21 protein-coding genes are annotated in these 22,773 nt (G+C 42.6%); 9 read left to right on the top strand and 12 right to left on the bottom strand.

Annotation, left to right across the window (positions count from 1 at the left end; genetic code table 11):
• Positions 1-3: 3 nt before the first annotated feature.
• The 3 genes from ACUXV2_RS04890 to ACUXV2_RS04880 all read right to left on the bottom strand — a co-directional run bounded on the left by ACUXV2_RS04890 (position 4) and on the right by ACUXV2_RS04880 (position 3,505).
• A complete protein-coding gene (locus tag ACUXV2_RS04890; protein WP_446245930.1) occupies positions 4-1,224 on the bottom strand; it encodes a metallophosphoesterase family protein in 1,221 nt (406 codons plus the stop codon).
• Positions 1,225-1,362: 138 nt separating this feature from the next.
• Positions 1,363-2,613: an ABC transporter permease gene (locus ACUXV2_RS04885; protein ID WP_446245929.1), complete on the bottom strand. Its 1,251-nt coding sequence runs from the start codon at positions 2,611-2,613 to the stop codon at positions 1,363-1,365.
• Positions 2,606-3,505 carry an ABC transporter ATP-binding protein gene (locus ACUXV2_RS04880; protein ID WP_446245928.1) on the bottom strand — a complete coding sequence of 300 codons (900 nt, stop codon included), beginning with the start codon at positions 3,503-3,505 and terminating at the stop codon, positions 2,606-2,608. Before ACUXV2_RS04880 ends, ACUXV2_RS04885 begins: the two co-directional genes overlap by 8 nt.
• A gap of 168 nt (positions 3,506-3,673) precedes the next feature.
• On the opposite strand from ACUXV2_RS04880, the gene ACUXV2_RS04875 reads away from it, so the two are divergent.
• A complete protein-coding gene (locus ACUXV2_RS04875) occupies positions 3,674-3,859 on the top strand; it encodes a YhzD family protein (protein WP_446245927.1) in 186 nt (61 codons plus the stop codon).
• Positions 3,860-3,914: 55 nt separating this feature from the next.
• Here ACUXV2_RS04875 and ACUXV2_RS04870 read toward each other — a convergent pair whose 3' ends face one another.
• The 7 genes from ACUXV2_RS04870 to ACUXV2_RS04840 form a co-directional block, all read right to left on the bottom strand.
• Complete coding sequence (locus ACUXV2_RS04870; protein WP_446245926.1) at positions 3,915-5,294, bottom strand: N-acetylmuramoyl-L-alanine amidase; 1,380 nt, start codon at positions 5,292-5,294, stop codon at positions 3,915-3,917.
• Positions 5,295-5,501: 207 nt separating this feature from the next.
• Entirely contained in the window at positions 5,502-6,296 is a 795-nt protein-coding gene (locus ACUXV2_RS04865; protein ID WP_446245925.1) for an enoyl-CoA hydratase, read from the bottom strand.
• A gap of 383 nt (positions 6,297-6,679) precedes the next feature.
• Positions 6,680-8,293, bottom strand: coding sequence for a long-chain fatty acid--CoA ligase (locus ACUXV2_RS04860; protein ID WP_446245924.1), 1,614 nt, complete (start codon positions 8,291-8,293; stop codon positions 6,680-6,682).
• Positions 8,294-8,505: 212 nt separating this feature from the next.
• On the bottom strand, positions 8,506-10,002 hold the full coding sequence (locus ACUXV2_RS04855; protein ID WP_446245923.1) for a coproporphyrinogen III oxidase: 1,497 nt from the start codon (positions 10,000-10,002) through the stop codon (positions 8,506-8,508).
• A gap of 151 nt (positions 10,003-10,153) precedes the next feature.
• Positions 10,154-11,023 (bottom strand): Cof-type HAD-IIB family hydrolase, encoded by an 870-nt coding sequence (locus ACUXV2_RS04850; RefSeq protein ID WP_446245922.1) that lies wholly within the window; start codon positions 11,021-11,023, stop codon positions 10,154-10,156.
• A 228-nt stretch (positions 11,024-11,251) separates the two neighbouring features.
• Complete coding sequence (locus ACUXV2_RS04845; protein WP_446245921.1) at positions 11,252-11,605, bottom strand: YlbF family regulator; 354 nt, start codon at positions 11,603-11,605, stop codon at positions 11,252-11,254.
• A gap of 121 nt (positions 11,606-11,726) precedes the next feature.
• Complete coding sequence (locus ACUXV2_RS04840) at positions 11,727-12,896, bottom strand: DUF445 domain-containing protein (protein ID WP_446245920.1); 1,170 nt, start codon at positions 12,894-12,896, stop codon at positions 11,727-11,729.
• A gap of 93 nt (positions 12,897-12,989) precedes the next feature.
• Between ACUXV2_RS04840 and ACUXV2_RS04835 the strand changes: the two genes are divergently transcribed.
• Genes ACUXV2_RS04835 through ACUXV2_RS04820 form a run of 4 tightly spaced genes read left to right on the top strand, consistent with a single transcriptional unit; the run spans position 12,990 to position 17,978 of the window.
• Positions 12,990-14,360: a YheC/YheD family endospore coat-associated protein gene (locus ACUXV2_RS04835; protein WP_446245919.1), complete on the top strand. Its 1,371-nt coding sequence runs from the start codon at positions 12,990-12,992 to the stop codon at positions 14,358-14,360.
• Positions 14,329-15,420, top strand: a complete 1,092-nt coding sequence (locus ACUXV2_RS04830; RefSeq protein ID WP_446245918.1) for a YheC/YheD family endospore coat-associated protein — start codon at positions 14,329-14,331, stop codon at positions 15,418-15,420. The genes ACUXV2_RS04835 and ACUXV2_RS04830 overlap by 32 nt, the downstream gene beginning before the upstream one ends.
• A complete protein-coding gene (locus ACUXV2_RS04825; RefSeq protein ID WP_446245917.1) occupies positions 15,421-16,794 on the top strand; it encodes a YheC/YheD family endospore coat-associated protein in 1,374 nt (457 codons plus the stop codon).
• Positions 16,791-17,978: a YheC/YheD family endospore coat-associated protein gene (locus ACUXV2_RS04820; protein ID WP_446245916.1), complete on the top strand. Its 1,188-nt coding sequence runs from the start codon at positions 16,791-16,793 to the stop codon at positions 17,976-17,978. Before ACUXV2_RS04825 ends, ACUXV2_RS04820 begins: the two co-directional genes overlap by 4 nt.
• A gap of 34 nt (positions 17,979-18,012) precedes the next feature.
• Here ACUXV2_RS04820 and ACUXV2_RS04815 read toward each other — a convergent pair whose 3' ends face one another.
• Positions 18,013-18,411: a ferritin-like domain-containing protein gene (locus ACUXV2_RS04815; RefSeq protein ID WP_446245915.1), complete on the bottom strand. Its 399-nt coding sequence runs from the start codon at positions 18,409-18,411 to the stop codon at positions 18,013-18,015.
• Positions 18,412-18,536: 125 nt separating this feature from the next.
• Between ACUXV2_RS04815 and ACUXV2_RS04810 the strand changes: the two genes are divergently transcribed.
• Together ACUXV2_RS04810 and ACUXV2_RS04805 are read left to right on the top strand one after the other, a co-directional pair.
• Entirely contained in the window at positions 18,537-18,746 is a 210-nt protein-coding gene (locus ACUXV2_RS04810) for a YheE family protein (RefSeq protein WP_446245914.1), read from the top strand.
• 1,050 nt (positions 18,747-19,796) lie between these two features.
• Entirely contained in the window at positions 19,797-19,991 is a 195-nt protein-coding gene (locus ACUXV2_RS04805) for a hypothetical protein (protein ID WP_446245913.1), read from the top strand.
• Between the two features lie 115 nt (positions 19,992-20,106).
• Here ACUXV2_RS04805 and ACUXV2_RS04800 read toward each other — a convergent pair whose 3' ends face one another.
• Positions 20,107-20,367, bottom strand: a complete 261-nt coding sequence (locus ACUXV2_RS04800; RefSeq protein ID WP_446245912.1) for a metal-sensitive transcriptional regulator — start codon at positions 20,365-20,367, stop codon at positions 20,107-20,109.
• Positions 20,368-20,542: 175 nt separating this feature from the next.
• Here ACUXV2_RS04800 and ACUXV2_RS04795 point away from each other — a divergent pair, with 175 nt between their 5' ends.
• Entirely contained in the window at positions 20,543-21,457 is a 915-nt protein-coding gene (locus tag ACUXV2_RS04795; RefSeq protein WP_446245911.1) for a PucR family transcriptional regulator, read from the top strand.
• A 100-nt stretch (positions 21,458-21,557) separates the two neighbouring features.
• The gene (locus ACUXV2_RS04790; RefSeq protein WP_446245910.1) at positions 21,558-22,655 is read left to right on the top strand and encodes an ABC transporter ATP-binding protein; all 1,098 of its coding nucleotides are present in this window, start codon (positions 21,558-21,560) and stop codon (positions 22,653-22,655) included.
• The last annotated feature ends 118 nt before the right edge of the window (positions 22,656-22,773 follow it).

The following is a 22,773-nucleotide window of genomic DNA, read 5'->3' as shown; positions in this document are numbered from 1 at the left end:
TTCTTACTGGCTCCTTGATGGATGAAGGATTAAATCTACCGTCTCCTCTACCAATTGAGACAGCTCATCTTCTTTTAAAGAATCTATATATCGATAGAGTGAAGGGTGTTCGTATAATTCCACCAAAGCCTCTTTTCCTTCCAAGACGTTCATATTTCTCAGGGTATGTATGACATCGGTGATAAAAGGATCTTTTACATCTATATCAACATGTTCAAACCTGCTCAATTTAATGGAATGAACCCATTTTATCGTCTCCCCTGCCGGCAAATCAGCTTGCAGAGCTTGAAGAAGATCACCATTATCTATTGCATGGATCATATCAGAGTTCAGATCTTTAAAATCTATCAGGTCCACCTGGAGCAGACAATCACCATTCACTTCAAATTCCTCTGCTGCTTTCTCGATCAACTGAAATACTTCCCCGAACCGCTCGACACCTTCAAGCGATACCACGACTTTTCCCCAAATGATATCCTGGGTCGGGATGAACTCAAGGACAGCATCTTGTTGGGATAATTCCACAAGATAACAGCCTTTTTCCCCCGTTTCTTTGCGGTGTCGGCCCTGAATATTGCCAGGGTAGACAATCGGAGGTTCTTGATGCAGGACCTGACGCTGATGAATATGCCCCAGTGCCCAATAATGATAATTTTTCTCTTTCAATTCATTGATTGAAAAAGGGGCGTAACTTTCATGTGTAGAATGTACGCTTCCTTCACTTCCATGCAGCAAACCGATGACGTAATCAGCCTCAATCTGCTTCGGATATTCTGATATTCTCCGTTCACGGATATGACGGGTTCCATAACTGAAACCTGCCAGCTTGACCAATGCACCGCTTTTGGTCACTAGCTCCTTCACTTCTGTTTCTTTATCGAAAATAAGGACATTTTCCGGCATATCGAGCTCCAGCCGAAATCCCCCGAGATGATCATGATTTCCATGAATGACGTAAACGGGTATTCCTTCTTCACCTAACAGGTTGAACTGATTCACCAGTTTGGCCTGAGCCCTGATACTTCTGTCTTCTTCATCAAACAGATCACCGCTTATGACCATAAAGTCGACCTGCCTCCGTATCGCTTCCTTCACCAGCTTCTCAAAAGCGGCAAATGTGCTGTTCTGAATCCGTTCAAATAATTCTGCAGGAAGATGCTTCAACCCGACAAACGGGCTGTCCAAGTGCAAATCGGCACAATGAATAAATCGTATCTTATCCATGAAATCCCCTCTCCATTACGAATGTACGTTCTGTATTCTCATTATATCCTAAACTAGCCTATTTTTTCAGCTGCTATCATGAAAAGTATCAGAAATTCCATATAAAAAGCTGCCTCCATTAACGGAGACAGCCAACTATTATTTATTATTCGTAAGATCCATTGCTTTCTTGATATCCTTGTAGGAGTTTGACTTCCCGTAAAGCAAGACACCTCCACGGTAAACCCGGGCTCCAAACACTCCTAGAAGAATGATGGTGCCAAGCAGTACCACGATTCCGATAATCGGTTCATATACCGGCAGATTCAGCATCCCCACTCTCAGGAACATGACCATAGGAGTGAAAAAAGGAATGTAAGAAGTGATTGTGACAAAGCTTGATTCAGGATTGCCAAGTCCGAACATCGAGATAAAGAATCCGATCATGATGAGGAACGTCATAGGCATGATCATCTGCTGTACATCTTCTATCCTGCTCACCAGGGATCCCAGCAGAGCCGCAAGCGTGGCATAAAGGAAATATCCCAGTAAGAAATATACGACTGCATACAAAATGACAGTTACCGACAAAGATTCAAATCCAAATGATTCAAAAAATCCCCCTGCAAGTTCATCTTTACGGCTGAGTAATGTAAAATACCCAACAGCGAGGATAACGGCTAATTGAGTCAACCCCACAAGACCGATCCCGATGATCTTTGCAAACATTTGCTTTACGGGTGATACACTTGAAATCAATATTTCCATCACTCTGGAACTTTTCTCGGTCGCTACTTCCATGGCCGTCATATTGGCATAAGCGATGACAGAGAAATAAATAAAGAACAATAGAACATAAACAACGCCTCTTGCCTGACTCAATTCTTCTTCGGATTTAGCCCCCTCTGACAGGGCTTCTTTCTCAAATGTCACCGGTCCGCTTAATGATGCCATTTCTTCACTGGTCAGTTCAAGCTTATTTGCAGCCAAGGATGATTTTATATTCTGCATGGCCAGCTGCAAATCTGACGTCACAGTTGTATCAGATAAAGAGGCTGATTTATAAAGAGCACTCGGCAGACCGTCTTTCCCCTCGGTCAATATAAGAAGTCCTTTGATTTCTTCCTCTTCTATTTTCTTCTCAATTTCCTCCTGAGAATCATTGGAGGCAGTTAGTGTTATATCATCATTTAAAACTGTCACCTGTGCTTTAAGCATCGAATAGAGATACCCTGTTTCATCCTGCACCGCGACTTTCTCTTCCTCATCACCCTTGAAAGTGGAAATGATCTGATCAAAATTCGTCAATAAAACCAATGCACCGGCAATGATGATAGTTGAGATGATAAAGGATTTGGCTTTAAGTTTCGAAAAATATGAATGTCCAAGCATAATAAAAAACTTATTCATAGGAAGTTCCCACCTTTTCTATGAAGATATCATTCAATGATGGGTCTTCCAATTCGAATTTTCGAAGGAACCCTTTTTGTGCCGTGTGATGAAATAATCCTTCTGCCGCCTCTTCCGACTCAACCTGCAGCATGACTCCTTCCGTTGTTTCCCTGAACTTGGTAACACCATTGAAATCCTGAAGATAAGTCAAATCGAAGTCAGCATGAATAACAACATTCTTTTTTCCAAAGGAGCGCTTGATATCTTTAAGTCCCCCATGTACGACCGGACGCCCATGGTGCATGATACATAAACTTTCACACAGTTCTTCCACATGCTCCATCCGGTGGCTCGAAAACACAATGGTTGTCCCTTCCTTTTTTATTTCCCTGACAGCATCTTTTAATAATTCGACATTTACAGGGTCAAGTCCGCTGAATGGTTCATCCAGAATCAACAGTTTCGGCTTATGAATCACCGAAGAAATGAATTGGATCTTCTGCTGATTCCCTTTCGAGAGCTCTTCTACTTTTTTATCTAAATATTGAGGAATATTGAATCGTTCAAGCCAATAGGAAAGTTCTTTAAGAATGTATTTTTTGTCCATTCCGCGCAGACGTGCCAGATAAACAATCTGATCCTTGACCTTCATTTTTGGATATAATCCGCGTTCTTCAGGGAGATAGCCGATTTCACCACTTGAGGCATAATCGATGCCCCTTCCATTCCAGTTGATTTCCCCTGCAGTAGGGTCCAATAACCCCAGCACCATCCTGAATGTGGTGGTCTTCCCCGCTCCATTTGCCCCAAGGAATCCGAACATCTCTCCACCTTCAATTGTAAGAGACAGTCTGTCGACGGCTGTGAAGCTGCCGAATTTCTTGGTGACCTGTTGAATAGATAAGCTCATTTGAAGTTTCTCCTCTCATCCTTTTCCTTCTCTTGTTACTCTACGATTGTCTAAGAAAAAAGTTTCATTTTCCTGTTTTGAATTTATTATCTATTAAGACTTTAAATTTTTTAAAAATTATGGAAAAATAATAAAGAATGAATTATTTTGGACAAAGGGGTATTGATGATGAAAACGTATAAGTTAACGGTATTTGAAAAAGACGGAGAGAAGATTCTTGACGAAACATTCGAAGCATCGTCTGACAACGAAGCAAAAAGAACAGGGGAATCACTGCTGGAGGAAAAGGGATATCTTGATCATACGCACCGCTGTACCTCCCCATTAGGCAAGCTTGTATTATTTCACGCCTAACCGGAAACCGATTAAAAGGCCCACCCTCAGTTTTAAGTGAGGGACGGGCCTTTTCTCATTTCAAAACGATGATTCTGTCTTGGATGTTCTTCTTTTGTTTCTCCATTTCAGCGAGGGTATGGTCCAAGTTTCTGCTGTATACACTTAATATACTCTGACCATAATTTGTTCCCGGGACTGCCCATTTCCCGTTCAATTGAGTCCAGTACTCCGCGCTGCCCCTGTTGACGAGTGAAAATCTCGTGTCCGCCAGCGGGTATGAAGGAGGCAGTTTTTCTTTGGAAGCATAGGCATAAAGATGCTGGATATGAGCAAGTACACCTTCTTCAGGTGTCTTAAATGATGCTCCGTCTACACCGGGTCCTGTAGTCCCCAGTCCCGCGTAATTGTTCTGTTTTGGTTTGACCTGTCCGGTAAACCGAAAATAATCCGTTTCATGGATGGCTTGTCCAAATGCTATATCCCCGCGAATACCATATTCTTGTCCATACTTGATATAATACTCCCCAAGTAAAGGAGCAGCCGGGTTGATTGATTTAACAAACTCATTCAATTGATGGGGTTTTAAGAGAGAATCTCCAAGGATGGTGATGTCTTTTTCGGGCGGTGAAGGAGGTGGTGTTGTCCCAATGCTTGCTCCATCCATCAGGATGAATGCTTCAATATTTTCCTTTTTTAAGTCAGCCACTAAATTTTCGGCGTTTGTCTTTTCTGTATATGCCCCTGCCTGCACTCTGTAATAAGTCTTTCCTGAAATCGATTCCGCATTAATAAAAGCATCAATAGATTTTCGTATTAGTTCTGCAACCCTTTCTTCGGCATTCTTCCGATTGGTGAAAGATCCGGCAATTACCTTATAAAGAGGGCCGCCTGAAACTTCTTGTTTCACAGGAAGCGACAATGCTTTGGCCACTCCTTCTGCCAAGTACTGTGCAGCGTCGCTCATGAAGCCTGTATTTTTCATGAGCGACAGATCCTTCTCATTATCGATGAATAATATTTCCACCAGTAATGACGGCATTTTGGTTTCTCTCAATACATGAAAGTTCTCCCTTTTCTTCCCTCTGTCAATGACCGGATATTTTCCCTTTATCTTCTTAACAAATTCTTCATGAATCACAGTTTGGTAAGTGAGTGTATTAGCAGGAACGCTGCCATTGAACGTATAACTTTCAAACCCGCTTCCCCCTCCTGCGTTATGGTGGATCGATAAATAAAAATCAGCGTTGATGCTATTGGCATACTTAGAACGTTCAGACAAAGAAATGGTATTATTATCACTCCTTGTCGTTTCTATCTGTACATTATAGTTATCTTGTAAATATTCCTTGACCCTCAAAGAAACCAAAAGATTGAACGTCTTCTCTTCATTCCCTTTATAAGTTGCACCAGGATCACTTCCTCCATGCCCTGGGTCTATAATAATCTTCTTCATTGTAAATCCCCCTTTGCTTTAGATACTATTGATAGTATGCCAAAAGTACCATTTTCGATTGGACAAACCCCCTTAGGTATAGTAAATTAATATGAAATTTCTTAAAAAATCCATACAAAAAGGTTTATTACAGCCAACTGCTCCTGTAATAAACCTTTCTATACCCAGATAAAATGGTCGGTTACTAGTAACCTCTTCGCACCTAAATTATTTTCCCTTGAACTCTGGCTTCCTCTTCTCTACAAAAGCCCGGATCCCCTCTTGATGATCGCCTGTCTGCCTCATGAGCCACTGTCCCTCTTTTTCAAGCTCTAAAGCGTGCTGCAATCTCTCTTTATTCAAGGAAACATATACTTCCTTCGTCTTGAGCATCGCTTTGGTAGGAGCCTTTAAGCATTGTGTAATATATCGCTCTATACCTTCCTCCAATTTCCCTGAAGGGAGAGCCTCATCGACAAGCCCTTTCATCAATGCTTCCTGGCCTTCAAGTACTTTTCCATTCCAGATCAGTCTCTTTGATTTATGGGTACCCAGTCTCTCTTGTAAAAGAAAATGGCTTCCCCCATCGGGAATCAATCCGATTCCGATAAAGTTCATGGCAAGCTTGCTGTCTTCCTCGCATAAAATATAGTCTGATGTAAGTGCCAAGCTGAATCCAAGACCGGCTGCTGCTCCATGAATGCCGGTGACCACCACTTTCGGCATCGTGTACAACGTCATGACAAGTTCACTGATCGTATCCATTATCCCAGAAAATTGTTCTTCACCGCTCAGCATGAGCATCGATTTAATATCACCGCCTGAGGAAAACCCCTTTCCTTCCCCAGTCAGGATCAATATCGCAACCTCCGGATCTGCTTTGACTTCTTTCAGGGCAGCCAGTAAATCCTTCATAAGCCCTGCATCCAAAGCATTTAAAGACTTCGGTCTATTCAGCTGAAGCCTTGCCACCCTTCCCTCTTTATGTAACTTGACCGTTTCATAATGATTTGACACTGTCAATGTAATCCCTCCCCTTATTTCTAGAATACCTCATAAAAAATGAATAGTGAATCATTTTTTGAATAGTTTAACTATTTAAGTGAAAACAGCTTTATTACCGCTGTTGATTTCCGTGGAAGACTTTGCTTTCCATCAGAAAAGCGGAAGGGCTTTGCTCAGAGGCGTGTGGCATAAGACGAATCGGCCACGAAGGCGTTCTTTGCCTTCTTGGTCGGTTTGGCTTATGACATGTGCCTCTAAGCCCTGTAGCTAGACACGTCTCTCCCGCAGGAGTCTTCGTCTTCCACTACAATCAACAGCTGGAACTGTCCAATACCCAAAATCACTTCTATTATAAGTGTACAAAAAGAGGTCAGCCTTGAAATAGGTTGACCTCTCTGGAATCAATGCTGTTTGATTTTATCCTGAACTTGATCCCGCAGTGTTCTCTTTAGGAATTTCCCTACAGATGTTTTCGGGATTTCATTCATGAATAGGACGTCATCCGGAATCCACCACTTTGCGAACTGAGGCTTCAAGAACTCTAATATATCCTCTTTTGTGACTTTTCCTTGAGAGGATTCTTTTAATACGACACAGGCAACCGGCCGCTCCTGCCATTGTTCATGAGGAACTGCCACGACGGCAGCTTCGAAAATATCTTCATGAGCCATGAGCGCATTTTCAAGATCTACTGAAGATATCCACTCACCTCCAGACTTAATCAAATCCTTCGTCCGGTCCACAATCTTGATGTAGCCTTCTTCGTCGATCGTGACGACATCACCTGTATAAAGCCAGCCGTCTCGGAAAGCGTCCTGACTCCGTTCATCCTGATAATATTCGGAAGCAATCCAAGGACCTCTCAGTACCAGCTCTCCCATTTCCTTACCGTCCCAAGCGACTTCCCCGTCTTTGCCGATGATCTTCATTTCCAATCCCGGAACAAGGATCCCTTGCTTCGCTTTCAAATCAAGCTTTTCGTCACTGGACAAGTCATCGTGATAACTCTTTGAAGCGGCTATGACGGCGAGAGGGCTGGTTTCTGTCATCCCGTATGCATGCATGAACGGAATGCCGAATTTTTCTTCAAAGGCTTTGATCATTCCCCTTGGCGCAGCAGAACCTCCGCACAATACAGAACGCAGACTGGAGAGATCATACGAATTCTGTTCCATCTCATTCAACAGCCCGAGCCAAATGGTTGGAACACCGGCCGTAATCGTCACCTTTTCATCCTGCATCAAGCTTGCAAGAATTCCCGGAGTAAAGTACGGACCAGGCAGTACCTGTTTGGTACCAAACCATACAGAAGCAAACGGCAGTCCCCAAGCATTTACATGGAACATCGGTACGACTGGAAGAGCCACATCCCTTTCACAGACTCCCGTTGTATCTGCAAGCCCCAGTGCCATGGCATGCAGCACGATTCCGCGGTGAGAGTAAATGACCCCTTTCGGATTACCTGTTGTTGCAGAAGTGTAACACATACCGGCAGGAGCATTCTCATCCAAATCTTTACGGAATGAAAAAGAAGGGTCGCCTTTCTCCAATAACTCTTCATAATGATACACATTTTCTAATGATGTCTCTGGCAAGGAACCATCTGTCATGACGATAAAGGCTTCGACACCTTGAATGCTGTCTTTTATCTTATCGACCAGCGGCAGAATATCCGAATCGATGAGGAGCACTTTATCCTCGGCATGGTTGATGATATAACTGATATGTTGTGGTGATAACCGTATATTAATCGTATGGAGCACGGCTCCGCTGCAAGGGATTGCGAAATATGCTTCAAGGTGGCGGTGATGATTCCAGGCAAGGGTCCCCACCTTGTCGCCTTCTTTCACCCCTAATTTGTTTAAGGCACTTGCAAGCCTTCTCGTCCGTTCTCCCCACTGTTTGTAGGTGAAACGTTGGATCCCCGATTCTGTGCGGGAAACAATCTCTTTCTTTGGAAAATACTTTTCAGCTCTTTCAATCATTTGTGTTAATAGCAGAGGTGTTTGCATCATATTCCATCTCTCCCCTCAAATAGTAAAGCGCTTTCATTTTCTGTCTATAGTTACTATTCTCTCTTTCTCTTATTTCTCCTTTAAGTTTATAGAAAATTTACACTAATCAACGTTCCTTGTTATACACCGTGCAAATCTTCGCTTTGTACGTTAATCCAGTTAAGGAATATAAAAAAAGCAGTTCATGAGACTTGCTCACGAACTGCTTTTTATTATGAGAATAATTCATTAAGAATCTTGATTTTCTTCTCCGTATACTCTTTGAATCCAAGATTATATGCGTTTGGTTCTTTTGGATTTGCAAAATGAGTGATTTTTCCTGTCTTCGGATCGATGAATTTACTTGCTGCCCCGCATCCGATGCCGATGATTGTCTGGACTTCTTCCATGATCATGATGTTGTAGATGCTGTCCTGCCCCGGAAGTGCATATCCGACATTTTCAAGGTTGCCCAGAATATTTTTCTGGCGATAGAGGTAGTATGGCTCATAGCCGTGTTCGCTAGTCCATTCCTCCGCCAGATTCATCATCCGTTCGATTTCAAGTCTGTCGGCCACCTTATACTTTTCTTTATTCCTGGTCATTTCGGATGCACGCTTAAAAGATAAAGTATGGACCGTCAGTGATTCTGGCATTAGTTTCTCGGTTTCATCCAACGAATGCCGAAGCTCCGGAAGTTCTTCATTTGGCAGTCCGATAATGAGGTCCATATTGATATTATTCATCCCCATATTACGGGCAAGATGAAATTTATCGATGGTTTCTTCAACTGTATGATGACGCCCGATCGCCTTCAGGGTTTCTTGTGTATATGATTGCGGGTTGATTGATATCCGGTCGATATTCCATTTATTCAACACCTCGAGCTTTTCCACAGAGATCGTATCGGGACGGCCTGCTTCCACTGTCACTTCCCTTACTTTATCCACATCCGGGAAGGATCGGTACATCTCCTCGTAAAGGGCATCCATTTCCTCCGCGGTAATCGAAGTCGGTGTGCCTCCACCATAATAAATGGTCGTGATTTTGATCCCATTTTCCTTCAGCCAGCGGCCCATCTCTTGTATTTCATAATGGAGACCTGCCAGGAAGGAATCAACACGGCCTTGTTTTCCGAGGATCGCATAAGCAGGAAATGTACAATAGGCACATTTCGTAGGACAGAAAGGGATACCAATATATATGCTGACCTCATCCTGCACCTCATACAAATCTGGTACGACGGATAGCTGGCGGTCGACGATATTCTGCATAAGCTGGATCTTCTCTTCAGTAATCAGATATTCTTCCTTCAGCTTTGCATGAACTTCTTCTTTCGGTGTGCCCAGCTGGTTCTGTTTATGAATCAGCTTAGTCGGACGGATCCCAGTAAGGATCCCCCATTTTTGTCTGATGCCTGTTAAATCCTGCAGCACATTGAGATACACATGGGACAGCGCGGTCTTCACCTGCCGGAATCGCTCTTTATCCGTTTCAAAGGGCTGCCAGTCCCTTGAATACGCTGAGTGGAACTCCTTCTCGCTTTCAAGATCAGTTAAAACCGCCTTTGCATCTATTCGGTCATCTGTATTGATTTCTATATGAACCTTTATTTCAAACTCTTCACAGTCTGAAAAATAAATCGTCGTCTCTTCAAAAAATAAATTCGCTATCAATCGAAGCGGCCGTTCGAAACGTTCGTCGTCCACTCCCGTTATTAAAACATTCACGATTGTAATCACCTTTCAATAAAACTAACTTTTATTAGTGTACAGAAAGGCTGGAAAATGGTCAATGAGCGATGGGGCTGTGTTGATACTGTAAAAAACTTCCCTACCATAAAAAAGCACCCTCTCTAATGAGAAGGTGCGGGGATACACGTTAAGATCTAATCACATTCATTTTTTTCAGAAATGGAATCGGGTGCTGCTTCCTGAAGAGCTCCATGATGAAGTAGGGAAGACCTTTCAGGTCCTGGCTTCTTGTTATCCAGTCAGCATGGGCCTTAACCTCCGGAGGTGCTTCACCCATTGCGACTCCAAGACCGCAGCATCTGAGGGCATCAACATCATCGACACCAGCACCGACCATGACAATCTGCTCTTTTTTGATTCCGAGCCTCTCTGATAAATACATGAGACCTCTCAGTTTCGAAACCCCTTTAGGAACAATATCGAGCGTATGATCGGATGTAGGAATTGCATCCACTTCCTCATACATTCCTTTTAATGCGGCAACGATATCCCATAAATCCTCTCTATGTTCCAGCAGCACAGAGATTTTCGGAACAGCCAGCGGATTTTCAAGCAGGTGTTCGCTAACCACATTCACATACTGCTTGCTGTATAAAAACCGGGAATCCCTTTCCCACGATAATGTGGATGACATCTTTGATTGATTGCTTGCTTTTCCTACAATGCTCTGTTTTTCATGGGATAACTGAATCTGGCTTGAGAATCCTTCCAGAAATTGCGTGATTTCATACGTGATATTTTCAGAGACTTTTCTTACATAAATCGGACGATCACGCTCTTCTGCAATATACGAGCCGCCATGGGTGATGATTGGCCCATCTATTTTAAGGGCTTTTGCTACTTTTCTGGCAGAAGCAAAGTTTCTGCTTGTGACAAGAGTTACCTGCACGCCTTTATTTTGAACGTACTCAATCGCTTCCTTTGTCTCCTTTGCGATTTTTCCATTTTCGTTTACTACAGAGCCATCGATATTAAGAGCCATCATTCTATAAATCATTGGTGTCCCCCCTAAAAGTTGTCTACTTCCTTTCTATACTCATATGAATGAATGGAGACAAATATGACAAGGAGGAAGGTTTTGAAGTGTGGTGTATTGCAGCTGGTCAATGAAAGAAGCTCCGCTGCCTTAACAAAACCATCGATCAGTACACGCACCGGACATCCGAAACGTCTACTCATAAAAAAAAGTACCCGGACATGATCCGGGTACTTTCAGTGTAACTGATTATTTCTGCATGGAACCGTACAGTTCTTCAAGCGGCTTCATGATGACTTTGTTAAGGTCGTTGATGACCATGCTCATACGCTGTTCAGCTTCCATAAGCTTGGCGATTTTATCATGCTGCTGCACGAGTTGTGCTGTTTTTTGAGCTTGTTCCACTTCTTCTTGTGTAATTTCTTCGCCGCTCATTTGTTTTTGCTGAAGAGTCATTTGAATGTTTCTGAAGTTTTCAAACATCTTGCTTGCTGATTCATCGTTGTTTACTTCGTCGTACATTTTTTTCAGTTCCAAGAATTCGTCGCTTTGTCTAAGCGCTCTTTCTAATTCATTTGCTTGATCATATAAATTAATAGCCAAAATACGTACCTCCTAATATTTTTCACTCTTTGTTTCCTCCACCACTATAACAAACTATGAGGCAGAATTCTAGGAAGTTCCCTTTTCGCCTGTTTCAATAGCCATTCATTCTCTTTCTAACCTAAGAGAATAACATGACGAATATACTTTGGATCAACCCGATGACCCCTCCAAGCAGGGCACCGAGATAGGTGATCATCTTGAATTCACGTCGTGAAATGCCAAGAACCAATTCTTCGAGTCTTGCAACCGAGAATGATTCAACCTGGTCCTGAACGATTCTCTGCAGATGAAGCTTGCCCATAAGGTTCGGCACCTTTTTTGCTAAAAGGTCCGTCCCTTTATCAACCCATTTAGGAAGCAAAGTGCCTGTGAATGTTTCCTGATGAGGGGCCAGCCAATGTGACAATGGTTTTGAAAAATGGCCTTCTATGTTGACCATCTTGATTAAAGATGCATGCAGCTGGGACCTGATATCTTCTTCAGGAAGCTTATCAATTACGTCTTCAATTTTCATGAGCTTGAGTTTTGCCCATTCCTTTCTCAGGAGGTTATGGAGTATTTCTTGGGTGCCTTCGTGCTTGATGAACTTGACGATCTCAGGCTGTACCTTATCGGCTACGGACGTGTTGCCGAGGAACATCCCGAGCATATTGCCAAGCATTCCTCTTTCTTTAAGAAAGTCGTCGATCATGACCTTCACCTTCGCTTTTCCTTCTGGGCTGGTAAAATAGCTTTCAGCCCGATCGGCGATCATGTCGACCAGTTTAGGGAGGGCCTCTTCGACTTTTCCTTGCCACTTTTCAGGCAGTGCTTCTTCTATTCGTTTTGAACTGTACTCCATTTTTGAGCGGGAGACTTTCTCTTCAACCCAATCCTTAAGCCACTGATTCAATACATCGGATGAAACAGGGATATGCAGCATTTCAAGCCATTCGTTTACCGTTTTTTCCGAGTGGAAAACGGGTTCAGTCTCTTCCTTGAGCCACTCTATGACATCTCTTTGAAATTCCTCATTCATGATCTTCTTCTGAAGACTTTCAGGAGTGATTAAATGATCGACCACCATATTACCGAGCTGTTCAGCCAATTCCCCTCTTCGTTTCGGGATCAGCCCCGGCGTGAATGGCACTTTGAATCTTCCAATATAGTAAGCCTTATAAGGCCTGAACAACATTTTGATTGCGAGTGAATTGGTTACGCCTCCGATAAGGGCTCCAATCACTACCATAAACATAATGAGGATGAAAGCATCCAGCATAATGGCACCTTCCTTTTCTGCTTTGAACATTTTGCCTATCTTTACATACAATGCTATATCAACATTAGCCCAATACACAATATTAAAGTGAACTCATCCCCATATGCAAACGAGGAATGTCTTATGATGTATAAATGCCCCTTCATCAGCCTTGAGAATCATAGAGATGAAAATGAATTGATTTTACCTCAATCCATCTATCGAAAATTTAACTTTTCAGGACAACCGATGCTGAAAGCCGGAGCTTCCTCTCTTCGAGTAAACTGCTCCCCATCCGCAGGCGGAAGTACTGAGGTTATGTTAAAAAGCAGGGACCCTTTATTCACCTCTATCCCCCAGATGGAAAATGTCTTAATGACGATCGATCAGGAACATCAGTGCATTTCCATTGGGCCGATAACAGCTTTACTGATTGATCATTGTGATGAAGATACGTTAAATACACACTCTTTAAAGAAATATTTTACAGAGTGTCGACGCTGGTTTCAAGAAAGAGGCGGATTCTTTTATCTGCTTCCGGTCACCTCTTTTCTAAAGAATGAGCCGGAAGGATTTGTGTTTGATCATGATGAATGGCAGAGGGTGTCTGTCCCCCTCCCCCATGTTATTTACAACCGGAGTCATTCACGTAAAGTAGAAAAACACACACTCTACGAATCTGCCCTGAGAAGAATCGAAGATCAATCAGTACATCTATTCAATTCTTCTTTTCTTTCAAAGGACATCGTCCATACTTACTTACAGAGTCATTCGCAACTTCAGTCCCACTTACCTGAAACGGGCCAAGGACTCGACCGCCTTGATGAGATGCTCTCCATCCATAAAGATATCTTTATCAAATCTGTCAACGGAAGCAAAGGGCGCTATATCATTCGCATTCAAAAGAGGGAAAAGGATTATCTCGTCTTCCAAAATTCCTTTTCTTCTAAACGTACTCTCACGTTTCCAACTTATTCATCTCTTTATAGACAACTTCAATCATGGTGCCGCTCTTCATGTTATATCGTGCAGCAGACGATTCCGTTCATGAAGGTCAAGGAGCAGCCGCTCGACTTCCGCTTTTTATGTCATAAGAACCGAAAAGGAAGCTGGACGGTGATTTCAACAGTTGCCCGGATTGCTTCTGAAAAGCAATTCGTCGCAAATATCGATCAGGGCGGCCGAATGGAACCTCCCCTTTCGATCCTTACATCACTTTTCCCACATGCAGACAGTGGGCTGATATTCTCAAATATGAAAGCATTATCCCTTTCAGCCTCTGCTTTCCTTTCAGAACACCTTAAAGGACATTATGCAGAGTTCGGCATCGATATCGGGGTGGATTCAGAAGGGAAACCCTGGATTATCGAAATCAATTCCAAACCATCTAAAAAGACGTTCGTTGACAACGAACGCATCAGACCTTCCGTAAAAGCTTTATATGAGTACAGCTACAACATTTGGAAAGAGAAGGAGAATGAACATGAATCTTCCACTTGGGATCATGACGCTTAAGCCTGACCCATCACATGCATATTTTAACGAAATCGGCAGACATTCAACTTCCTACAAAATCGATTTATACCTCTTTTCACCTCAAGATATCTGTCCGCACGAGGAAACTGTAGCAGGGTATGCATTCAATAAAGATAGTGGTAACTGGGAACAAGAAACGTTCGATATCCCCACATTTATTTATGACCGCACCTACTATGACAAAAGCCTGCAATCCAGACAAGCGAAGGCCGTCGTCCAATGGCTCAAAAACCAGGCAGACATCCGGTTCCTTGGATATGGACTTCCTCATAAATGGCACCTGTACGAAAAATTAAAAGATTCCCCCCTTTCTTCCTATATTCCTGAAACGTTCTTATTAAATGACCACTATCACTTATTTAACTTACTGATAAAGCATAAAGATATCATAATAAAACCAGTGGATGGAGCACATGGGTTCGCTGTATACCATTTATTGTTATCAAATAATGAACTGACCGTCCGTACTACCAAAAACCAACAGATCGCTGAACAATCTTTTTCTTCTAAGGATACTTTTCTTAAGTGGGCAGAGAGAATGCTTGAACAGTTCACATTCATCGCACAGCAAAGAGTCATTAACAGAACGCAGCTTGACACGCCCTTTGACTATAGGATCCTTTTGAACAAGGATAAAAACGGTGATTGGAGGGAATTTCAGAGAGCGGTCCGTGAAGGGCCGATAGGCGGGATATTGACAAATATAAGCAGAGGTGGTTCCTATTTTTCACAAGAAGAATGGGAAAACAGATATCCAGAAGCAAATTGGGATTTCATCAATGCCGAACTGAATGAAATCTTGAATGAACTTCCTCAACTGCTCGAAGACCAATTTTCACCATTGTTTGAATTAGGGGTGGATGTCCTGCTTGCAAGAGACGGCTCACTCTGGATATTAGACATCAATTCGAAACCGGGTCATAAAATCGTGGAAACCCTAAGCATCGAAATGCTTGATTCCCTTCATCAGTCTCCATTGGATTATTGTGAATACCTGCACTCGCTTTCTCTTTCATCCTTAAGACGAGGTGATTTTTAAATGTTGAAAACGTATAAAATAGAACAATTCAGAGAAAAAGAATACATCCTTTATCTCCCCTCACGCTGGGAACCGGAAAAAGCCGATTTTCCTAAAACGGCTGTACTGGGGACTAAAAGGCAGGGGGTCGTCTGTAAAAGACACCCGAATGGCAGGAATGTAATCGGCATCAGCTCTGCTCTTGCCAAGAGCATGAATCTTCCCGAGAAAGTAACCGCACTATCTCTATATACAAAGGACGATTGCCTTTACCTCGGAGTACTAATCGGGGTTTTCACTTCAGGATTTACAAACTTCAAACTCAGTCCGATCGGGGAACGATCCTACTTTTTCAGGAAACTATTATCGGTACAGTCCTCATTAGGCGTGATTCCGTTCATCTTCGGCGAGAAGCACATCGACTGGGAAAACGGTCTGGTCAATGGGTATTTTCATTTTGGAGATGGGTGGGTGACCGAAACGGTTCCATTTCCAAATGTGATATACGACCGTCTCCCAAACAGGCGCAGTGAAAAAAGGAAGACGTACAAAGAAATCAAAGACAGACTTCAAAGGGAATACGGAATCCCATGGTATAATCCTGGATTCTTTAATAAGCTTGACCTGTTTGAACGGCTGGAATCAGATGAATCCGTCTCTCAATACCTTCCTGAGACCCATTCTTTTCAATCATTTGAAGAAATCGAACGGATGCTTTCCCTTTACAAGCACGTCTTTATTAAACCGAAGAACGGAAGCTTGGGTAATGGGATCCACAAACTTACTTTCGATCGGCAGGCACAGGACTACTATTGCCGGTTCCGTGATACAGAAGGTAAAAATCGACTTGTCAGATTCTCTTCACTCGAACGTCTGATGAATTCCGTTTTTAAAAATCGGAGCCTGGATTCATTTCTTATCCAGCAGGGCATCTCGCTTCTGACGGAAGATAGCCGTCCGATCGACTTTCGCATCCATACAAATAAAGACGAAAAAGGCAGCTGGCAGGTTAGTGCAATGGCAGGTAAGGTAGCGGGCGTCGGAAGCGTCACGTCCCACGCCAATAATGGCGGCGTAGTAAAAAGTCTCGCAGAACTGTTTCCAGATCCGGTCAGAAACACAGAGGTGGAACGTTCACTGAAAGAAGCTGCATTAAGGCTTTCCCATGCGATTGAATGCAATATGGAGGGATACATCGGTGAAATAGGGTTTGATTTAGGCATCGATGAAGACGGCAGTATATGGATGTTCGAAGCAAATTCAAAGCCGGGAAGAGCCATCTTTTCTCACCCCCACTTAAGAAACTTCGACAAACTGACCAGGAAACTCGCTTTATCATTCGGGGTCTTCTTATCTCAACAGGCTCTTCATCATCCCGAGGAATTGATGCAATGAATATTATATACGACTTGTCCAAAAAGATATTTTTTCACAGGGAGGAATCACTCACAGCTTGCCCGTTCGCGAAGGATTCCTTCCTTCTTTCTTCCAGAGAAACAGAAGATACTTATACCTTTACGCTCAAGTCCAATAAAAACATTCTGTCTGTCCCGCTTGTCGGCATCGTTACAAGCAAAGACCAAAGTAAGTACAGGGGAAACTTCGAGCTGTTTCGGTCGATCCAACAGGAGTTTGAAGAGAATGGAGGCATGTGTTTTGTATTCTCTCCGGATGATGCTTCCGATCATTCCATTAACGGCATCATCTTTAACAGCAGCGTAAATAAGTGGGTGAAGTGTGTCTTCCCGATTCCGAACGTCATTTACAACAGAATTCCATCAAGGGAAGCGGAGCAGCATTGGGACTATAATAAATTCAAACAATTCATTAAGACATTCAATATTCCCTATTTCAACCCTCACTTCTTTAACAAATGGGAAGTTCACCAGATTCTCTCTCAGTGTGCTGAGCTGAAGGATTACTTACCTCCTACGTCACTCGTGGAAAATGAAGAAAACTTCACGAGTTTTTTAGAACAGCATAAAAAAATCTATGTCAAACCTACTTTTGCTTCCCAGGGCAGAGGAATCAGGCTTATTGAAATAGATGAAAACGGCATCATCATAAGTAAAAGTATAAAAAAAATCGAAAAGTACACCTCCCTGTCACGTTTTCTTTATTCATACCATGGGTGGTTCCACCCAGAGCAAAACCTCATCATGCAGAAAGCGATTCCCTGCAAGACACTTCGTGATCACCGGTATGATTACCGGATCCTTGTCCTGCACACAGGGGAGGATTTCAAACTGATGGGGATTGGAGTAAGGATTTCTCAACGTCAGGAAGTGACCACCCATGTACCGGCCGGCGGGAAGATCATTTCAATAGAGGAGGTCGCAACACCTCAGACAAAAAAAGAAATCCTCACGCTTGTGAAGGCCTGCGGCAAAGAGCTGGAACGGGCTTTTGGGTACGTAGGAGAGTTTTCCGTCGACCTTGCACCGCGGGAACAAGGAGGATTTGTCCTTTTTGAGGTCAATTCAAAACCGATGACATTCGACGAAGAAGACATTGAAACGAAGCGGCGGCGGCAGCTTGTCCGCACATTTCTTACACTTTCTGCACACAAAGAAGGTTGACCGTTTGCAAAGGGCACCAAGGTCAACCTTTTTATTAACGCAGTGAATTATAAATCGTGGAAAAGCGTGTAGCATGCTCCATCTCATCTGTCATCGCAATGAACAAGGGATTATAGGCCTGCTGATTAGGCATATCTAATAACAAATCCCGGTAGAACTCTGCTGCTTCCAATTCGTCCTTCAAAGCACGCAGAACCCCTTCCTTGAATGTGGTATACTCAATCTTTTCTTTTTTATGCTCATAATACTCACCAGTATATAAATAATGGAGATACTGAAACATCTCATAATGTTCCTTCTCATCCTTTTTGGCATGATCGATGAATTCTACATATAACGGATTATTCGTCCTGTTCTTTAAATCTTTATAAAAATAATAGGCTGTCCATTCATCACTGATCGCCTTTTCCAAATCACGAATAAACGAATTCATGCTTCGTCCCTCCTATGGTCTCTTCCCTAAATTCTATTACTCAAAAAAGAAAATTATGATTGGATAAAAGGAATTCCTACACAGCTTCTGATGAAACGTTTACAATGTTAGATGAGGTGATTAATTTGATACAGCACTTTCAATACAAAAGTATGTATGAAAACAAACAGCTGCCGGGATGGACATTCTCGTTCTATTACAGCGGGTTGAAATACGAAGGAAATTATCACAAAAACGGAAGCATTGAATGGACAAGCCATCTCCCGCCTGCAGATAAGGAAGAAGACCTAAAAAAACAACTGCATGAGCTTATGTTGTTTCATGTGTATGAATAGAAAAGCGGAAGGGCTTTGGTAGAGGCGGGTGGCATAAGACGAATCGGCCTGGAAGGCGCTCTTTGCCTTCTTGGTCGATTTGACTTATGACATGTGCCTCTAAGCCCTGCAGCTGGACAATAGAAAAGCGGAGGCGGCTCGTTCAGAGGCGACAAGCATAAGACAGGGCAGCCATAAAGGCGTTTTTTGCCTTTTTGGATGGCATGACTTATGTCTCGAGCCTCTAGCCGCCGGAGCTGGACAATAGAAAAGCGGAATGGCTTTGGTAGAGGCGGGTGGCATAAGACGAATCGGCCATGAAGGCGCTCTTTGCCCTCTTGGTCGGTTTGGCTTATGACATGTGCCTCTAAGCCATGCAGCTGGACAAATAGAAAAGCGGAGGCGGCTCGTTCAGAGGCGAAAAGCATAAGACAGGGCAGCCATAAAGGCGCTTTTTGCCTTTTTGGATGGCATGGCTTATGTCTCGAGCCTCTAGCCGCCGGAGCTGGACATTAGAAAAGCGGAGGCGGCTCGTTCAGAGGCGAAAAGCATATGATGATTGGGCCGGCATTTCGTACTTTGCCTTTTTAAGTTCCCTGCTTATGATACTGCCAAGATGGAGATGAAGAAAAAGGAAGAGTTTAGTTAGAATCATTCTAAGTGGCACGATTATCAGGAAAAGTGGAGCAATTATTTGAAATGTGGCACATAAATCTTGAAACCGGCGCAATTATTTTATTTCTGGCACGAAAAATCAAGAAAGTGGCGCAATTAGAATCATTGCTCATTAAATACCGGTTCGTTTCTCCTTAGGAAGGATATAGTTTTAGCTAAATAAAGCTGAAATCGGACTCTGTTCTTACAGAAATCTCTCAAAATAACTGTTTTTGGAACTATAATCGACATTTTTTCTTCCATCGTACTAAATTCAAGAAAATAATATTACTACTGACACTCCTTATTTGTTCAATAACCCTCCTGTTCTTAATTCAAACCTCTCCACACAAAAATCTGGAAAGATGAATGAACACATGCCTCTTTTCTAAAACTATACACAGGAGGCTGATAAGAATGGCGAAAGATAAAAATGACTATCAATTTCTTCCTGATACCAATTATGAAGGAAGAGGCAGTTTGTTCCTTGATGTGGACAGATTCATAAACGAAGGTATGTCGGGCGGGTCTGTTCATATGAGAGAGGATTCAGCGAATATCGGTGAATCGACTCTTATAACGGATCATGAGGAACCCCCAGCTCATTCTTAATCATCTTTCAGTTGAGGGATCTGTCTGACAGATCCCCTCTCCATTGAAGACCGAGTACTTTATTATGGAAAGAAGCAAATAAAAAAAGCTGCCCGACGGCAGCTTTCATCAATTATTATCGGCTTTTCACCAGCATGTTAACGGCTTCCTTGATTGCATCTTCCGCATTTCCGCCTTCAAGTTCAGATTCACGGATACAAGCTTCCAGATTTTTAGCCACGATCAGCCCGATTGTCCGGTCTACCGCTGTCCGCACAGCTGACAGCTGGGTAACGACATCCTTGCAGTGTTTTTCTTCTTCCATCATTTTAAGGACTCCACGGACTTGTCCTTCTAAACGTTTCAAACGGTTTGTTACTTCTTTATTATATTCCATATTGGACACCCCATAATGATTTATTCCTTACCCCATAGTATTAGAATTAGGAAGAATTTGCAATGCAGGACACTTTGATTCCCTAAATATTTTCAGTACAATGGTTTTAATACATATGGATTTGTTTCAAAGCCTTATAACAAACCCAATAAATAATTCATATACGAGGGATGAAATGTTAACTTCTTTACTTTTAAAATACCCCGATGCAACCTTTCAAAAACACTATCCGTCAGAGCTTACCCCAATGAAGATCTGGTTTACAAATGAAACCCAGGATGAATTCATTGGAATAAAGGCAAGTGATCTCACACAAGAAGAAATAGAATTGTTAAGATGCCTGTTTCAGGAATTGTCAGGAGACCAAAAACGTTTGAATGAGTCTCCGCGGTCAATTGAATGGTTCGAGTTTTTATTTAATAAAGGGCCTGCTCCTTCACATGACGGAGCTGAATATCGCGTCATCCAATTCAGTATGAAAGAGAAGACAGACATTCAGCTGATGAAAGAGGCATTCAATCATTTGCTCCCTCTTCTTACAGTATTGGTTCTGCTTGATGAGGATAAAGGATTAATTGTAGAAGAAAAAAGTGACTTCCAACTAGATGAAGAACAGCTTCGTTCCATTTCACACGTCATAGAATCTGATTTTTTTGTAAGCGTATCTTTTTTCATCGGTCAGTTCCAACCGGTGAATCGTGATTTTATCAGATCCTACAAGTACGAGTGTGAAATGCATTCATTTTCTGAAGACACTCTTCGTTCCAACTATATTCAGTCAGTCGTTACGGTCCTGCCACCGTTTATGCTGAAGCATCTCCCTGTTGAGTGGAAAGAACATATTTTCAATAAGACGAAACAGGTTTTTTCAGAAGACACCGAACTGATTCATACGGTAAAAGCTTTTCTGGAAAATCAATCAAACATCAGTCAAACTGCCAAGAAGTTATTCATGCACCGGAACAGCGTGCAGTATCGTATCGATAAATTCATTGAGAAAACAACGATCGATATAAAAACATTTCAAGGTGCACTGCTTGCTTATTTAGCTGTTCTTGATTATGAATCTGACAACCTGCCTAAAAAGTGAGAACGAACTTTGTGCAGGTTGACCATATCGTTTTGAATCCGCTTTCTTTAGAATGAAAGCATAGAATGAAACGTTTTCATAAACAGGAGGAGAAACGAAAATGGCTGAATTAAAGTTAGATAATATTTACAAAATCTATGATAATAAAGTAACGGCAGTAAATGATTTCAATCTTCATATCAATGACAAGGAATTCATCGTATTCGTCGGCCCATCAGGCTGCGGAAAATCAACGACCCTTCGTATGATCGCCGGACTGGAAGAAATCTCAAAAGGGGATTTCTCCATTGATGGTAAACGTGTAAATGATGTAGCTCCAAAAGATCGTGATATTGCGATGGTATTCCAGAACTATGCACTTTATCCGCATATGAGTGTATATGACAATATGGCATTCGGACTTAAACTTCGTAAGTTTGACAAGAAGGAAATCGACCGCCGTGTGCAGGAAGCTGCAAAAATCCTTGGGCTGGAAGCGTTATTGGACCGTAAACCTAAAGCACTTTCAGGCGGACAGCGTCAGCGTGTTGCCTTGGGGCGCGCAATCGTACGTGATGCAAAGGTATTCCTAATGGATGAGCCATTGTCCAACCTTGATGCAAAGCTGCGTGTACAGATGCGTGCAGAAATCGCCAAGCTTCATCAACGTCTTCAAACCACTACCGTTTATGTAACGCATGACCAGACTGAAGCGATGACGATGGCTACCCGCATTGTTGTCATGAAAGATGGTGTCATTCAACAAGTCGGTTCGCCTAAAGAAGTATATGATAAGCCTGAGAACGTATTCGTTGGCGGTTTCATCGGTTCTCCAGCAATGAACTTCTTCCACGGCAAAATCGAAGACGGCTCGTTCGTTGTCGGCAAGTCCAAAGTGGCAGTGCCGGAAGGAAAGATGAAAGTTCTTCGTGATCAAGGTTACGTTGGAAAAGAGATCATCTTGGGAGTAAGGCCGGAAGATATTCATGATGAGCCTATTTTCATCGATACAGCACAAGGTGCCAAGATCACTGCAAAAATCGAAGTATCTGAGTTAACGGGTGCTGAAACAATGCTGTATTCTCAAATCGAAGGCCAGGAATTTGTCGCTCGCGTCGATTCCCGTACAGATATCAGTGCCGGTCAAACAATCGACCTGGCATTTGACATGAACAAAGCTCATTTCTTCGATACTGAATCTGAGTCAAGAATCCGCTAATACCCATGAACAAGAAAGACCACGCTCATTGTGAGCGTGGTCTTTCTTGTTTTTTTGTTGAGTTCGAAAAGAGCACATGTAAGAATTTCATCAAGAATTCATAACAATGGTTCTTGTT

The organism is Rossellomorea sp. NS-SX7 (assembly GCF_052828565.1).
This window is presented reverse-complemented; position numbering and strand designations above follow the sequence as displayed.